Genomic DNA, 16744 nt, shown 5'->3' with positions numbered 1-16744 from the left:
AGCATATCTGGTCGGCATATACTAGGCTGCCAGAGCAAACGGGGACAAAAAAACACAGCACCCATGACAGGTACTGTGTTTGCATTAGTTACAGCGTGGATTAAACAGACACGCCGCCTTTTTCCAGCAGATCTTTCACCGTAACACTCACCATAATGAGTCCGGCAACCGGTGGCACGAATGCGTTGCTCGCCGGAGGTTGCTTCGCCTTGCGAATCTCCGGGGCGTTCTCGGGCACGATCTTCTCCGTAACGTCTTGTCGAGGTTTCTTCGGCTGTTCCATGGAGAACACGACCTTAACCCCTTTTTTGATGCCGTCTTTGCGAAGCTTAGTCCGCACAATGCGCGCGATCGGATCCATCGAAGTCTTCGAGATGTCCGCCACCTGGAACTGGGTCGGGTCCATCTTGTTCGCGGCGCCCATACTCGAAATGATCGGTATACCGCGACGCAAACATTCCTTGATCAAATGCACCTTGTAGATAATCGTATCCGATGCATCAATGACGTAATCCAGTTCGAATTTGAACAACTCTTCATACGTTTCTTCGGTGTAGAACATGTTCAGCGCAATCGCTTCACATTCCGGATTAATCAACTTCACCCGGTCGACCATTAGATCGGCCTTCTTCTGGCCAACGGTTGTAGTCAGCGCATGAATCTGGCGGTTGATATTCGTAATGTCCACCACGTCTTTATCAATCAGGATGATCCGTCCAACCCCGGTGCGGGCCAGAGCTTCCACCGCAATGGAGCCCACGCCACCGATTCCGAGTACGGCCACCGTACTGTTCTTCATAATATCAAGACCCTCTGGGCCAATCGCTAATTCCGTTCGTGAAAATTGATGCAGCATATCGTTGGCAAACCTCCTTTAGCGCACGCCGGTGAATTATTTATCTTCGCCCGGTTTTTTAGCAAGCTTGATATGCAACTGCTGGAGCTGACCGCCATCGACTTCCGATGGTGCGTCCATGAGCAGATCGGTCGCACTTGCCGTTTTTGGGAATGCAATCGTTTCGCGCAGGTTTGTACGGCCTGCGAGCAGCATCACCAGACGGTCGAAGCCAAAGGCAATCCCGCCATGCGGAGGCGTTCCGTATTCAAACGCGTCCAGCAGGAACCCGAATTTCTCATGAGCTTCCTCTGGCGACAAGCCCAAAGCTTTGAACATTTTCTCTTGAATTTCGCGCTGGTAGATCCGCATGGAGCCGCCACCGACTTCATAGCCGTTCAGAACCAGATCATACGCCTCGGCTCTTGCAGCCAATGGATCGACTTCCATCAGTTCCAGGTCCTCATGCTTCGGACGGGTGAACGGATGATGCTCGGCTACATAGCGCTTCGCTTCTTCGTCGTAACTGAACAGCGGGAAGTCGAGTACCCAGGCAAATTTATATTCGTTGTCGTTGATCAAGCCAAGCTCGCGCCCAATCTTCAGACGCAGCGCACCCAGCACATCAGCAACGACTTTCTTGGTGTCGGCGGAGAACAGCAGCAAGTCACCATCTTCGGCGCCTGTACGTTCTCGTACCGCTTCAATCTCCTGCTCGCTGAAGAATTTGACGATCGGCCCTTTGAATTCGCCTTCCTTCACTTGAATCCAAGCCAAGCCTTTCGCACCATAACGCGCAGCGTATGGTCCCAGATCGTCAATCTCTTTCCGCGTCCACGTTCCGCATCCCTTGGCATTCAAGACTTTGACTTCTCCACCCTTCTCGATCACGGAAGAGAAGACTTTGACGCCACTGCCGGCTACGATATCGTTCATCTCGATCAGTTCAAGACCGAAGCGCAGATCCGGCTTGTCCGAGCCGTATTTGTTCATGGCCTCGGCATGACTGATGCGTTGGAACGGCGTTGCAAGCTCCACACCGATCGTTTCTTTGAACAATCGAACCATCAACTGCTCCATCATGTCGAGCAAGTCGTCGCGTTCCATGAAGGACGTCTCTATGTCGACCTGTGTGAACTCCGGCTGACGGTCAGCACGCAAGTCCTCATCGCGGAAGCAGCGAGCGATCTGATAATAACGCTCAAGACCACTAACCATTAGCAGCTGCTTATAGATCTGCGGAGATTGCGGTAACGCGAAGAATTCACCGGCATGCACACGGCTTGGCACGAGATAGTCGCGCGCACCTTCCGGCGTGCTCTTCGTCAGAATTGGCGTTTCTACATCGACAAAGCCTCATCGTCCAGGAAGTCGCGGAAGATTTTGGACGCTTTGGAACGAAGCATCAACGTTTTTTGCATTTCTGGACGACGCAGGTCCAAGTAACGGTGTTTTAGGCGAAGCTGTTCATCGACTTCCACGCCGTCCTCGATGAAGAACGGAGGCGTTTTGGCTGCGTTCAATACTTCGATGCTCGTAACCTGAACTTCGATTTCGCCTGTCGGCAAGTTCGGGTTGAACGTTTCCGGGTCGCGCTTCACGACTTTCCCCGTTACCGCCACTACGTATTCGCTACGCACTTTATCGGCTAAGGCCAAGGCCTCGCCGGAGAAATCCGGATTGAATACGATTTGCATGATGCCGCTGCGATCGCGAAGATCGATAAACAGCACCCCTCCAAGATCCCGGCGGGTCTGTACCCAGCCGTTAAGTGTAACGGTCTCTCCAATGTGTGCTGTGGTCAGATGACCGCAATGGTGTGTCCTTTTCATCGATTATCATTCCCCTTAAGTATATTTAAATCGCTGTACGCGACATTTAAACAAGTTCCTCATGCAGACGGTCGAGCCGTACCGTTCGTTGCTTGCCGGTTTCCATCGATTTCAGTGCGATTTCTCCACGCTCAAGTTCATCATCACCCAAGATCGCGGTATACCGAGCTTGCATACGATCCGCCGATTTCATCTGGGCTTTCATCTTGCGTCCTAGATAATCTCGCTCAGCCGATACCCCTTTGCCTCTGAGATCGTATATGATCTTGGCAACTTCCTGTTCCGCTGCTTCACCGAGTGCAACCAGATACACATCAAGTGGTTTAACGGCCGATAGGTCGACACCTTGATGCTCCAAGATCAACTGGATGCGCTCAAGCCCAATCCCGAAACCGATGCCCGGCTGATCCGGTCCGCCAATCTGGCCGACCAGGCCGTTAAACCGACCACCGCCGCCTACTGTATCGATGGCACCAATTCCTTGCGCCTTGAATTCAAAAGCCGTATGCGTATAGTAATCCAGGCCTCGAACAAGTCTCGGATTGATCTCGTACTCGATTCCCATGGCATCCAGATACCCTCTCACCTTAGCGAAATGCGTGCTGCACTCCTCATCCAGACTATCCAGAATCGATGGGGCACCATCAAACTTACCCTGATCCTTCTTGCAATCCAATACGCGGAGTGGATTTCGCTCCATTCGAGATTGGCAGTCAGAACAAAGATCTTCCTTCATTGGCTCAAGAAAGGCAAGCAGCGCTTCTCTATAGGCCGCCCGCACCTCAGATGTTCCTACGGAATTGATCTCGGCTTTCACACCGTTTAGACCTAGTTCCTTATAAAAGGTATATCCTAGCGCGATTACTTCAGCATCCACGGCCGGCTCAGCTGTTCCGAACACCTCTACCCCGAACTGATGGAACTGGCGATAACGTCCAGCTTGCGGACGCTCGTAACGAAACATAGGTCCAAGGTAATATAGTTTGGTGACATCCGGCTCTCCGTACAATTTGTTCTGCACATAAGCCCGAACCACACCAGCGGTTCCTTCCGGACGAAGAGTCATGCTGCGATCGCCCTTATCCTTGAAGGTGTACATCTCTTTCTCCACGATGTCGGTCGTCTCTCCGACCCCGCGTTTAAATAATTCCGTCTGTTCGAAGATCGGAGTGCGAATTTCCCGATAATTGTATCTGCGGCACAAATCCCGAGCCTTCTCTTCGATCCATTGCCACTTCTCCACGGCCCCAGGCAAAATGTCCTGTGTGCCGGTTGGCTTCTCAAATCTCTCGTTTGCCATCCATAATCCCTCCGAGTTAAACTAAAAAATCCCCCGTCCCGTTGTCATCGACAACTGGGACGAGAGATATCATGTACATTCATCACCCGTGGTACCACCCACATTCCGAAAGCTGACACACATGAAATATAGTGGGTCATTCCTTCGCTTCATCCGTTTAACGCCCGGCCGCGCAGTTCGGCTACTGTCTATCCCACTGGTATGCCCAGTGCTTGCTTCGCCGTCTGTTCTCGGGGAGGTCATTCGTCCACTCATCAAGCGAATCCTTACAGCCAAGGGATTCTTCTCTGTTCTTGTGGGGATGGATTACTTGTTCCCGTCATAAAATCTTGTATGCATAACTATAGTTTATCCAAAACATTATATTTTTAGATTCTAATGAACCGCCGCGCTAAAGTCAAGCAACATCTCATAAAAACACGAAAATGCTCAGAAAAAGAAAGAGACCTGCAGCCGACTGCTGCAGGTCCAAAACATTATATTATATAAAAAAGGGGGTCATGCTGTTATTATAAACAGACAATATTAAAGGAATATTGAACAAACATTACATTTGTGTTACAAGCGAGAAAGCGCTTTACGGCAAGGTAACCCCTACCACTTCTTTATCCGTTCCAATGCAGCGTTTATTCAAAACGCTCGACGTAGGCGTTATTCGCTCTAAGCTCATGCACGATATTCTCATAGTCTTCATCTCTGACTTTTACCGATAACGCATAACTTAGATCACCATAATCACTATCTGTAACATCCGCTTCGCGCCATCCTGTGGTCGTCTCAGCGTCTTGGGCGTCATCCCCGTCTACCGCTCGATCCTCGGCGATATCACGTTCCCTGTTGGTTGCACCCACAATGAGTCCTGGTGCGCCTACAACCCCGCCTGGAGCGCCAATCGTAGTTGCCCCTGCGGTGGAGCCAGCTGTACCCGAATTGGTCCATGGAACGATGGGAACCAGAATATTACCGCCACTGCGGATACGGTTCTCCAGCCTCCCTACTTCAAGATGTTCCGTATTGTAGGTTAACAGCGTCGTTCTTGCACCTTCAGCATCATCTTCCGTCCTGAAATAAGCTTGAATTTGCTTAGACATATCCCATTCCTCCTTATATGATTATGATCTGTTTTCCGTTATTCCTTGATGTCTTACAATGACTTAAGAAGTTCCCGAACAAAAGCCGGTTCGTCTTTTGGCGTGCGGGACGTAATAAAGTTCCGATCCACCACAACTTCTTCGTCCTTGAAATTGGCGCCCGCGTTCTCCATATCATCTTGTAACGGTGGGTAGGATGTAATGGTCCGTCCCTTTAACAACTCTGCGCTTGCCAGAATTTGTGGTCCGTGACAGATAGAAGCAATCGGCTTGCCCGCCCGGTCTGCTGCAGTAACGAACTGCAATATATGGGAATCCAGACGCAGATTCTCTGGAGAAGATCCGCCTGGAATAACCACCGCATCATAATCATTCATATTCACGTCAGCAATCGCCTTATCAATGGTGTATGAGGCTTTGCCTTGTTTCCCTTTAACTTCTTGGCCTTGATTGAGGCCGATTATATCAGCTTGATGTCCCGCTTCCTTGACAGCGTCGTAAGGGGATTTCATTTCGGAATCTTCGAATTGATCGGCTAGTAGAAATGCTACTTTTTTCATTTGGCATATCTCCCTTCACTTGTCTTCGATTTGTTATTACCCTGTATTAGCTTTTTTTATAACAGTTGTTGATGTGATGTCTTGGTGAAAAAAATGCCATCCTCGGTATCATTACAACAAAAAAGCCTGTAGAGCAATCGCTCCCAGGCTACGGAATAAGGTGCTTATATTTCGTTTACGATCTTGCAAGCAACGCACGTGGACGTCCTTTTTCCACTGTCTTTTGAAATGGATCTGTAGATATGGCCGTTAACTTATCCGTATGGGCCAGCTCTCTCATATCGGCCGATCCGATGATGGCCGGCATACGACTGCACAGCGAAGATTTGGGGGAATGCCGCACTCAGCATCAATCCTTTACACGTGGAATCATGAACAAGCCATTATCCACAAAGGATGCCCTCCTTCGCACCAAACGATGCATCATCTTCCTTCGCTCAGCTGTCAATCGATAAAGTAACCGGTCCCCAGTTGACCAGCTCAACATCCATCATCGCGCCGAATATCCCTGTCTCCACTTGCAACCCTTTAGCTGCCAATTCACGGTTGAAAGCCTCATACAAGGTTTTTGCCATGTCAGGCTTCGCTGCGGCCATGAAGTTGGGGCGTTTGCCCTTGCGAACGTCGCCGTACAGCGTGAACTGCGATACCGACAAAATTGCCCCGCCTACATCTTGGACACTGTGGTTCATTTTGCCTTCATCGTCTTCAAATATGCGCAGTCCAGCCACTTTGTCCGCCAGGTATTTAGCATCCTTCTCTTCATCTTCGTGCGTTACGCCAACAAGTACCATCAACCCGATGCCGACTGAGCCGACCACTTCGTTATCAACCGTTACCTGGGCGCGTTTGCATCGCTGTATCACTACTCTCACGTACCTTGTTCCCCTTCACTGCATAATTCGATGAACGGTGTATACATCCTTTACCCGCTTGATTCGCTCCACAACGGACTGAAGATGGTCTGTATTTCGAATCAAAATCGTCATATGAATCATCGCCATCTTGTTCTTATCCGATCGACCCGTCACAGCGGAGATATTGGTCTTGCTCTCCGAGACGGCCTGAAGCACTTCGTTCAACAGTCCGTTGCGATCGTGGCCGGTCACTTCGATATCCACGCTGTAATTCGCTTCGATGGCCGACTCCCACTCTACCTCGATCACACGAGCGGCATCTTCACCTTCGCCTGTCGCTGGAAGATTCGGACAATCCGAACGGTGGACCGATACGCCGCGTCCGCGCGTGACATAGCCAACGATATCATCGCCTGGTACGGGGTTACAGCACCGCGCAAAACGAACCAGCAGATTATCAATCCCTCGAACTCGAACGCCATTGGTCGGACGGCTACGCTTCTCGGCCGGCTTGATCTCCTTCATCTCGGAGGTTAATTCCAACTGATTGGCTTCCTCTTGTTCCTTGCGCAGCTTCTCGGTTACCTTAGTGCAGATTTGAGCGGCTGTGATCCCGCCAAAACCGACCGCCGACAGCATATCCTCAATATCATTAAAGGCGAATTTCTTGGCCGCCTCCATTAGCTTATCATCGGTCGTCCATTCCGAAACTTCGAGACCAAGCCGCTTAATCTCGCGCTCCAGCATCTCGCGACCTTTCTCTACATTCTCTTCCCGCTTCTCTTTCTTGAACCATTGCTTGATCTTGCTGCGAGCATGCGAGGACTGAGCGATCTTGATCCAGTCCTGACTCGGACCGTAAGAATGCTTGGAGGTCAGAATCTCAACGATGTCTCCCGTCCGAAGCTGATGGTCCAGCGGAACGATCCGTCCGTTAACCTTCGCACCAATCGTTCGGTTGCCGACTTCCGTATGAATCCGATAAGCAAAATCAAGAGGCACCGAGCCGGAAGGCAGTTCTATAACCTCTCCCTTTGGGGTGAATACAAATACAAGATCTGAGAAAAAGTCCATTTTGAGTGACTCAACAAATTCCGAAGCATCCTTCGTCTCATGCTGCAGCTCCAATATTTCCCGGAAAAAGGTCATTTTATTGTCGAAACTGCCACCATTACCTCCGGATCCTTCTTTATAAGCAATGTGCAGCAATACCAAATTCGGCCGTGCGATGCATCTCCCATGTCCTAATCTGTACCTCTGTCGGTTCCCCGTTCGGTCCCACCACCGTCGTATGCAAGGACTGGTACATATTCGTTTTGGGCATAGCAATATAATCTTTGAATCGTCCGGGCATCGGCTTCCAAAGCGTATGAATAATACCTAGTGTGGCATAACAATCTTTGATGTTGTCCACAATAATTCGAATCGCAAGCAAATCATAAATCTCGTTGAACTGCTTGTTCTTCATCGTCATTTTCTTGAACACGCTGTAAATATGCTTCGGTCGGCCAGACAGATCCGCCTGAATGCCCATCTCGCCGAGCTTCTCATTGATGCAGACGATAACGTTATCAATATATTGCTCCCGTTCCGCCCGCTTCTTGTGCATCAGGTTCGCAATACGATAATATTGCTGAGGATTCAAATAACGGAGGGCGATATCCTCCATCTCCCATTTAATCGCGGATATACCGAGTCGATGTGCAATCGGACAGAAGATTTCAAGCGTCTCGTAAGAAATTCGGCGCTGACTTTCCTCCGACTGGTACTTCAGGGTCCGCATATTATGAAGCCGATCGGCAAGCTTAATGACGATCACACGAATATCACGCGCCATCGCAATAAACATTTTACGATAATTCTCATTCTGCTGCTCTTCCTTGGAACGGAACTGGATACGTTCGAGCTTCGTCAAGCCGTCCACCAGCATAGCGCAGGTATCACCGAACTGTTCACGGATCTGCTCCAACGATACCGTCGTATCCTCAACGACATCATGCAGCAACGCAGCAATAATAGACAACGTGTCCATCTGCATATTGACGACGATGTCCGCAACCGCAAGCGGGTGTAGAATATAAGGTTCTCCCGATTTCCGCACTTGTCCGTGGTGGGCTTGCTCCGCAAATTGATACGCTTCCTGAATGCGGAGAAGATCGGGTTCTTTTGTATAGGCGCTGGCCTTTTCGAGTAATCGCTCTATGCCCATGTTGGAGTCCTTCTCTTCCCTTTCTATAATAAAATGGAACCCGCCTTAACCAACCATGCAGGTTCCCTCGTGAATGTTTTCCTATCATTATGACGCTTGTGACGGTTTACGTCAACATACGGGGCAATTGAACAGTCATCGCAGTATTTTGCTTCTACAGCGAGTTGAACGCACGTTCTGAAGATTTTTTTGTCGAAGTGAAGAAATAAATGTTGAAAAAACGAACAATAGTATTTAATCTATTAAAGATCGTACGCGAACGGTCCTATATTTAAAGCCCTAATGAGGAGTGAAATGCTTTGCAACGTGAAATTCAAGTTGATGAGAAACTTCCGTTTGGCCCCGGGTTCCTACTGAGCCTCCAGCATTTATTCGCCATGTTCGGAAGTACGGTGCTTGTACCCAACATCTTCGGTGTGGATCCCGGCATGATCCTACTGATGAACGGTATCGGTACCTTGCTCTACATCCTATTATGTAAAGGAAAGATCCCGGCTTACCTCGGCTCAAGCTTTGCGTTTATAGCTCCGGTTCTGATTGTACTGGCTGACGACCCCGACGCCAACTATGGTAAAGCGCTAGGTGCGTTTATCGTAACCGGTATTATTTTCTGTCTGGTTGCCTTGATCGTGAAATATGCTGGCACAAGATGGATCGACTTTGTCTTCCCTCCGGCTGTAATGGGTGCGATTATCGCCATGATCGGTCTGGAGCTCGTACCTGTCGCCGCCGGAATGGCCGGTTTCTTGCCAGGTGAAGGTGAATCCATCGACCCTAAAGTAATTACCGTATCGCTCGTGACTCTTGGAGTCACCGTATTCGGATCTATCTTGTTCCGTGGTTTCTCCAAAATTATTCATATCCTGATTGGTATTGTTGCGGGTTATGGTCTTTCTTTCATGCTCGGCATGGTGGAAACAGATAAGATTGCTGATGCAAATTTCTTGTCAGCTCCTCATGCAACACTCCCGGTATTTGATATGGCCGCTGTACTAACCATTATCCCAGTTGCGATCGTCGTTATCGTAGAACATATCGGGCACTTGTTGGTAACCAGCAATATTGTAGGCAAAGACTTGTCTAAGGATCCTGGTCTGCATCGTTCTTTGCTAGGTAACGGAATATCCACCATTCTGTCCGGCTTTGTCGGTTCAACGCCTAATACCACGTATGGAGAGAACATCGGCGTTATGGCACTCACCAAAGTATACTCGGTATTTGTCATTGGAGGGGCGGCGGTCATCGCCATCATCCTGTCCTTCTCGGGCACATTCTCAGCGGTTGTAGCGAACATCCCTACTCCGGTTATGGGTGGCGTATCCCTGCTGTTGTTCGGTGTCATCGCAGCATCCGGTCTTCGAATCTTCGTGGAACAGAAGGTCGATTTCTCCAAAGCCAGCAACATGATCCTGGCTACGATTGTACTCGTAACCGGTATCAGTGGCGTCACCCTCAAGCTTGGTGAAACTGAGCTCAAAGGTATGGCCCTGGCTACCATCGTCGGCGTGCTAATGGCCCTGTTGTTCAAAGTATTTGAAATCACGGGTTTGTCGAACGAGAAGAACGACGAAGCTCCTGCAACAGAGAAAACACCAGATGTATAATTAATATGCAAACAAGCAGGCCGTCTCCTAAAGGGTGTTCTACCCTAACGGAGACGGCCTGCTTGTTATTTCCCGGGAAAATCTGTACAGCTTATTCGTATTTCATTAACGTGAACACGTCGATACCATCCAGCTTCGCGCGACCGTTCAGATCGGCTAGCTCAATCATAAATGCTGCCCCTACGACATTGCCGCCCAATTGACGGATGAGATTAATCGAAGTAGCAATCGTTCCGCCTGTTGCGAGCAGGTCATCGGCAATCAGAACGTTCTGCCCCTTCTCGATCGCATCGGTATGCATCGCCAATAGATCTTTGCCGTATTCGAGATCATACCCCACTTCTATGGTCTCGTACGGGAGTTTACCACTCTTGCGAATGGGGGCAAAACCAACGCCCAATGCATAAGCGAGCGGCGCACCGACCACAAAACCGCGTGCTTCAGGACCCGCAATCACATCGATTTTGAGATCCGCAACCAGCACCTTTAGCTCCTCAATCGCTTGGCGATAAGCCTCGCCATTCTTAAGCAGTGTGGTAATATCCTTGAAGCTGATTCCAGCCTGCGGAAAGTCGGGTATAACTCGAATATAATCTTTAAAATCCAAAATAATCTCCTCCTGAGAATTGTTACGGCTATGATACGCCTCGTGTTTTATTCATCATCCACTGTGTTAACTGTTCGGTGTTCGCGAACAACAGATGCTGCTCCATGTCAGCCAGATCGCTAAGTTCTCTGAAATGGCGCGACGTTTCCAGCGGCTTCTTCTCCGGCTTCGTTATAAACGCAACGCTACCCTGCTCGCGCTCGATAAATGCCAACTCCTCAAATACGTCCAACATCTTCGAGAGCATACGTGATGATAACGATGTCTGCTTATGGAGCGGTCAATAACTTCCTGCTCGGGCAGCAGTACGGCAGTAATACTCGCCAGTGTGACATACAGCTTCTTGAATTGCTCCCTACTAGGGACAAGGAGCCGCTCCTGTTGATGACGAGGTGACTTATACAGCATGAACATGTTCGGCACATCCTGAAAAGTGGCCTTTAGAGCATCCAACTGCTCGGCCGTCTCCGGAACATCCATCACAAACAATACGGATAAATCCTGTTGATTCGTCTCAGCCAATGTATTATCCGGCAAAATGCCAGCATTTCTATCATATACCCAAAGGCATAGATCATACAATTGGCTTTTTATTTCCGCTTGTGAATCTTTTGCGTACACGACAGCCGTACGGGAAGCCGTACAGCGAAGATGCGGTTCCAACTCCGTTCTCCACCGCTGAATTTCATTCAGTGGTGCCGTGACTCCCCGATAGTCAAACACTTGTTGCTGAGTCGCACGAATATCCTGTATCATCAATTGGACTTTCCGGTTCCCATTCCACTCATTGATCGACAACTCACCAAGCACGTCAACAATGGCACCTACCGGCAGCACATCTGCCAAATGTCCCCAACCGAAGGCAACGGCATCCACAACCTCACGCTTCTGTTGTAGCCGTAACTTCAGATGTTTGCCTTCCTTGCCAATCTTCTTCGCTTCCTTAATCGCCACATTGCGAACCACCAGTTTTGGAACAGCATTGGCCATGCCAAATGGACCTAAACGTTCGAACTGTTCGATTACCGACAAGGAGAGCTGCGAAAGGCTTGCTTCTAGATCTGCCTCGCAAACCGCAACTAAATGCTCCTCCTGAAGAACTTTATGCCCATATTGATGCAGTCGGTCCTCAAATTCGTTCAAGCGATCCTGATGAAGGCTCATTCCCGCCGCAGATGGATGCCCGCCAAAGTGATCCATGACGTCACGACAGGAGTGTAACGCCTCATAGATATCGAAATCGGGGATCGAGCGAGCGGAGCCTTTACATGTCCCTGTTTCAGGATCAATACCGAGAATGACGACAGGTCGATAATACCTCTCCAAAATTTTGGAAGCTACAATCCCAACGACCCCCACATTCCAGCCCGTACCTGCTAGTACAATGACAGGAGGAATGTCCTCGCTGCCCCAGCGGGTTTGAACCATAGCCATGGCTTCATTTACGATGTTCTCGACCACTTGCTGACGCTCTTTATTTAGTCCGTCCAGTTCCCAGGCAAGACGCTCTGCTTCCTCACGTTCCTGCGTCGTAAGGAGGGTTACTGCACGACCAGCATGATCCATCCGCCCACTGGCGTTAATGCGAGGAGCCATGGAGAAGGCTACATTCACCGAAGTAACTTGCTCTACATGAACCCCTGATACCTCGAGCAAGCTGCGAATTCCTGGACTGCGGGTATTACGCATCGATTCAATTCCGTGTTTGACCAGTACCCGATTCTCATCGATAAGCGGCATCAAGTCTGCGATGGTCCCGATAGCCACGATTTCCAGCCATTCCATAGGAGGCTGACCCACGAGCGCTTGTGCCAGTTTGTAAGCTACACCTACCCCTGCCAGGCCCTTGAACGGATATGGACATGCGGGAATCTTCGGATTAATTAAAGCATAGGCGTTCGGTAATATTTCCGGTGCCTCATGATGATCCGTAACGATCACGTCCATCCCCAGTTGGTTCGCGTAATCAATTTGATCCACCGCACTAATGCCTGTATCTACGGTAATAACCAAACTTACTCCTTGCTGATGCGCCCAGTCAAGCGCATGATTATGAAGCCCATACCCCTCATTTGAACGATGCGGAATATAGATATCATAAGAAGCACCCAAATATCGCATCAGGCAGATCATAAGTGATGTGCTGGATACGCCGTCCGCATCATAATCTCCATAGATTAGTATATGCTCCTGGTCCTCTATCGCTTTACGTATACGAGGCACTGCTTCCCTCATGCCCAACATGAGATAAGGATCATGCGTCAGTTCGAATGCACCGTGCAAAAACTTATGTCCAACCTCCACGGAATCAATTCCTCGTGAAGACATGAGCGTTGCCGCTAGCGGCGACAACTGAAGTTCACTAGCCAGCATATCTATGGTGGCTGACTGTGGTGGCTTAATCCGCCATTCGTATTTGGAGTACAGCACAGGGACTCACCTTCCTTTATCTTGCCTCTTCTCTAACCTGTTGTCGAATCAAACTCTTTACTGCCGCAGAGTCGGCAAATCGTTATCCATTAATTCCACATTCGATTTATATGGATAACCCGGTTCGTACGGGACAACCGTAATACTCGCATCCGAAACCAGAAGGAAGCGATGCGTCAACAGCTTACGGATCCGTTCTGCAATCTCCTGAGCCTCCAGAACCGTTGTTCTCGGATTTACCGTTACTTTTACTCCGATATGAACTTGGTGCATTTGACCAAACTCCTGGACTTTCAGCTCCTCAACCGTAATAACGCCATGTACTCGCTGGATGGTATCCATGAATTCAGGTTCATGCTCATGCCGCTTTTCCTCGATCAACGTACCATAGACAGATTGAACGATCAGTTTGTAGCCTTTTCGGATAACGAGACAAGCGACCAAGATGGCTGCAATAGAATCCATATACAATAGAGCTGATAATCCAAAATACGAGCCGGCCATGGACAAAGAGACGCCTAACAGCACAGTAAGCGATGAGTATAACGTGAACCGGTGATCAGACACAAGGGAAAGATATCGATGATCCTTGTTTCGCTTCAAATACCAGTATTGATATTGAAATACCGCCTCGTTAACAGCCAATGCAATCAGCGCCGTGAACATCGGGGATAAATCAGCCTTTTCGTTTAGATCAGCTGTTTCAATTCCACTACTAGCCATGAGCTGTATCGCGGATACGATGATTTGAAGCCCGCCCATGATCAGCAGCACAGCGAACAAAATCGATATCACTGGCTCGGTCCGGCCCGTGCCTGTCCTCTTATCACGAGCTGCGCCTTGCTTAAATAACGGTATCGCCGGCAGCTGGTTCAATAATTGCGTAATCGCCGTTGCCGCTGAGTGCAATGCATCTCCGAGTAAAGCTTTACTGCCAGATATGTAGCCGGCGAATCCTTTGCATATCGCCAGTGCAAAATCAGTTACAATGCCTGTCCAGAGCACAGTCTCCGTTTGATGCCAACGTTCATTGTTCACTTGAGGCCCCCCTCAATCGGTCACTCTCGATCTACGAAGAATCGTACAGCTAACTTTAGAAAGCCGCGTCGCCATCGACGCGGCTTTCTAGTATAGGATCGTTCTGTAACTAAACTATACCATCAACAGCCAACGGATCAAATTTCAATTTTATCTTTGTTCGGTTTCGGCGGTTTTGGTTTATCGCTATTAACGTTACGACGTTTCAATGTGAGCCACAACGGACTCGCGATAAAGATCGACGAGTACGCACCGAAAGCCAAACCGATACAGATCGCCAGCGAGAACATTTGAATCGACTCTCCGCCCATAATGAGCATGAAGAATGCTGCAAAGAACACAGATAACGCTGTATAGATGGAACGGCCAATCGTTTGGGCCAAGCTCTTATTTACAAGCTCCTTCAGATCAGAGAAACGCTTAACTTTGGTGAACCTCAGGTTCTCTCTTATTCGGTCGAAGATAACAATTGTATCGTTGATCGAATAACCAATAACGGTCAGAACGGCAATAATAAACGTTAAATTGACTTCGAGTCCGAGAATGGAGAACACGCTAATGACGACGAACGCATCATGCATGAGCGCGATGATCGCAGCAATCGCAAAGCGCCATTCGAACCGAATACTTACATAGATAATAATTCCGATACAGGAGAGCAGGACGGCATAAATCGCATTACGACCTAGTTCCTTTGCCATCTCCGGATCGACGGTATTAATTTCGAACGTAGCCGTTTCATCCAGTGCCTCGACGCCGGCTCGAAGCTGAAGATCCTGATCTTCCGTAAGCACCTCGCTGAAACGAATATTAATTCGATCATTACCCGGTGTTATACTCGCTTCATCACCGATGCCAATCTCGTCAAGGATAGGCTGAATCTGTTCCTGCGTTATCGCTTGTGACAAGGAGATGTCGACATTGGATCCCGACCGGAAGTCAACGCCATAATTAAACCCGCGAGTCAGAAGAAAAATTAATCCCAAGATCGTTATCGAAATAGAAATTATATAGAAGATTCGGCTCTTTCCAACAAAATCAATATTTTTGAATCTCTCATAGCTCACGAATGTCACGCTCCTTTACGCCGTAATGACTCGGTTTTCTAGCCCAACCGATGCTCACCATCTGATTGAGCAAGAAACGGGAGAAGTAAACGTTCGTGGCAATACTTACGAGAATCTCCAAAATCAACACAATAGCAAATCCTTTAACAGCCCCGGTACCAAATGCGAACATGACGGCTGCAACCAGAATCGTCGTCAGGTTCGAGTCCGTAATGGCGCGCAGAGAGGATTTCCCCCCTGATTTAACGGCTGAAGGAACGCTCTTGCCTGTCTTGATCTCTTCTCGGATACGTTCATAGGTTATAATGTTGGCGTCCACTGCCATACCAATACCAAGGATGAACGCTGCGATACCTGGCAGGGTCAATGTGAAATCAGCCCAGACAAAGATCAGGATCAGCAGCCATGTATGCAGTATAAGTGCAAAGCTCGCGAGTAAGCCTGGTACGCGGTATCGGATGATCATAAACAGCAATATGGCTACAGACGCAATCATACCGGCTTGTAGTGTTTTATTAAGGGATTGCATACCGAGTGTGGCACCCACACTCTGGGAATACTTCTCGACCAGCTTAAGTGGCAAAGCCCCCAAGTTAATCGTATCGCGAATCTCCTTCGCCTCATCAAGAGTATAGCTGCCCGTAATTTGAGCACTGCCATCGGTCAGTACAGCTTGTACTGTCGGAGCGGACAGCAATTGATCATCCATAAAGATGGCCAGCTGTTGCCCAAGCAGACGCTCGGTAATTTCAGCGAACTTCGCTTTACTCTTTACCTTTATATCAATCATGGGCTGATTCAGTTGATCATAAGAAACAGAAGCACCGTTCTCAACGAATTCATCTCCGCGGAGTTCAATCTTACAAAACTCCTCTCCTTCCTCACAACCGTAATTGCTTCGGAACGTAAGGTTGGCAGGTTCCTTCATCGTCTTACGGACTTCAGCCTCATCCGTAACCCCGGCCACTTTCAACCGGATGCGGTTGGTTCCCTCTGGTGTAACCTCAGGTTCCGAGGTCCCCATCGCGTCTGCACGTTTCTGCAGACTTTTCGCAGTTTCTTGTAATGCTTCTCTAGTTACTTGCTGACCTTCCATTAACGGCTCTGCTTCATACAGAATCTCAAAACCGCCCTTAAGGTCCAAGCCCAAGCGGACGTCTTTCAGCAAGCCTGGAGTTGTAACGGCCATTAAAACTGTAATCACGAGCACGAGCCCGACGAAACTGATCATTCTTTTCATGCCGTCCCTAGTTCCCCCTTTTTACTCAATATTCCTATTATAGCGATGTCATATATTCCAGTCAATTTATCAAA

The 16744-nt window shown here is 48.9% G+C and carries 10 protein-coding genes and 3 pseudogenes; 1 reads left to right on the top strand and 12 read right to left on the bottom strand.

Translation table 11 applies throughout. The annotated features are described in order from the left end of the window. Positions 1–100 precede the first annotated feature (100 nt). From JCM10914_RS00180 to JCM10914_RS00150, 7 genes and pseudogenes are all read right to left on the bottom strand, one after another. The gene (locus tag JCM10914_RS00180; RefSeq protein WP_023955981.1) at positions 101–856 is read right to left on the bottom strand and encodes a ThiF family adenylyltransferase; all 756 of its coding nucleotides are present in this window, start codon (positions 854–856) and stop codon (positions 101–103) included. Positions 857–892: 36 nt separating this feature from the next. After that, a pseudogene (gene aspS / locus JCM10914_RS00175) lies at positions 893–2667 on the bottom strand (aspartate--tRNA ligase). Between the two features lie 46 nt (positions 2668–2713). Then, positions 2714–3967 carry a histidine--tRNA ligase gene (gene hisS / locus JCM10914_RS00170; protein WP_023955975.1) on the bottom strand — a complete coding sequence of 418 codons (1254 nt, stop codon included), beginning with the start codon at positions 3965–3967 and terminating at the stop codon, positions 2714–2716. A 626-nt stretch (positions 3968–4593) separates the two neighbouring features. After that, on the bottom strand, positions 4594–5058 hold the full coding sequence (locus JCM10914_RS00165) for a hypothetical protein (protein ID WP_023955973.1): 465 nt from the start codon (positions 5056–5058) through the stop codon (positions 4594–4596). A 53-nt stretch (positions 5059–5111) separates the two neighbouring features. Further along, the gene (locus JCM10914_RS00160) at positions 5112–5618 is read right to left on the bottom strand and encodes a type 1 glutamine amidotransferase domain-containing protein (RefSeq protein WP_023955971.1); all 507 of its coding nucleotides are present in this window, start codon (positions 5616–5618) and stop codon (positions 5112–5114) included. Between the two features lie 437 nt (positions 5619–6055). Beyond that, a complete protein-coding gene (gene dtd / locus JCM10914_RS00155; protein ID WP_036716666.1) occupies positions 6056–6493 on the bottom strand; it encodes a D-aminoacyl-tRNA deacylase in 438 nt (145 codons plus the stop codon). Between the two features lie 15 nt (positions 6494–6508). Beyond that, positions 6509–8684: pseudogene (locus JCM10914_RS00150) on the bottom strand (bifunctional (p)ppGpp synthetase/guanosine-3',5'-bis(diphosphate) 3'-pyrophosphohydrolase). Positions 8685–8983: 299 nt separating this feature from the next. On the opposite strand from JCM10914_RS00150, the gene uraA reads away from it, so the two are divergent. Beyond that, complete coding sequence (gene uraA / locus JCM10914_RS00145) at positions 8984–10288, top strand: uracil permease (RefSeq protein ID WP_023955963.1); 1305 nt, start codon at positions 8984–8986, stop codon at positions 10286–10288. Between the two features lie 91 nt (positions 10289–10379). Here the strand turns inward: uraA and JCM10914_RS00140 are convergent, their stop codons facing one another. From JCM10914_RS00140 to secD, 5 genes and pseudogenes are all read right to left on the bottom strand, one after another. Next, entirely contained in the window at positions 10380–10895 is a 516-nt protein-coding gene (locus JCM10914_RS00140) for an adenine phosphoribosyltransferase (protein WP_023955960.1), read from the bottom strand. A 28-nt stretch (positions 10896–10923) separates the two neighbouring features. After that, positions 10924–13325: pseudogene (gene recJ / locus JCM10914_RS00135) on the bottom strand (single-stranded-DNA-specific exonuclease RecJ). 57 nt (positions 13326–13382) lie between these two features. Next, complete coding sequence (locus JCM10914_RS00130; RefSeq protein WP_023955954.1) at positions 13383–14363, bottom strand: cation diffusion facilitator family transporter; 981 nt, start codon at positions 14361–14363, stop codon at positions 13383–13385. A 137-nt stretch (positions 14364–14500) separates the two neighbouring features. Further along, positions 14501–15430 (bottom strand): protein translocase subunit SecF, encoded by a 930-nt coding sequence (gene secF / locus JCM10914_RS00125; RefSeq protein ID WP_023955952.1) that lies wholly within the window; start codon positions 15428–15430, stop codon positions 14501–14503. Beyond that, positions 15420–16670 (bottom strand): protein translocase subunit SecD, encoded by a 1251-nt coding sequence (gene secD, locus JCM10914_RS00120; RefSeq protein WP_023955950.1) that lies wholly within the window; start codon positions 16668–16670, stop codon positions 15420–15422. The genes secF and secD overlap by 11 nt, the downstream gene beginning before the upstream one ends. Positions 16671–16744 lie beyond the last annotated feature (74 nt).

It is taken from the genome of Paenibacillus sp. JCM 10914, from assembly GCF_001315105.1.
Classification (GTDB): domain Bacteria; phylum Bacillota; class Bacilli; order Paenibacillales; family Paenibacillaceae; genus Paenibacillus_AQ.
This window is presented reverse-complemented; position numbering and strand designations above follow the sequence as displayed.

Bases quoted from the DNA above. Each gene is read 5' to 3' on its own strand.
- JCM10914_RS00180 (WP_023955981.1), bottom strand. From the start codon at position 856: ATGCTGCATCAATTTTCACGAACGGAATTAGCGATTGGCCCAGAGGGT.
- hisS (WP_023955975.1), bottom strand. From the start codon at position 3,967: ATGGCAAACGAGAGATTTGAGAAGCCAACCGGCACACAGGACATTTTG.
- JCM10914_RS00165 (WP_023955973.1), bottom strand. From the start codon at position 5,058: ATGTCTAAGCAAATTCAAGCTTATTTCAGGACGGAAGATGATGCTGAA.
- JCM10914_RS00160 (WP_023955971.1), bottom strand. From the start codon at position 5,618: ATGAAAAAAGTAGCATTTCTACTAGCCGATCAATTCGAAGATTCCGAA.
- secD (WP_023955950.1), bottom strand. From the start codon at position 16,670: ATGAAAAGAATGATCAGTTTCGTCGGGCTCGTGCTCGTGATTACAGTT.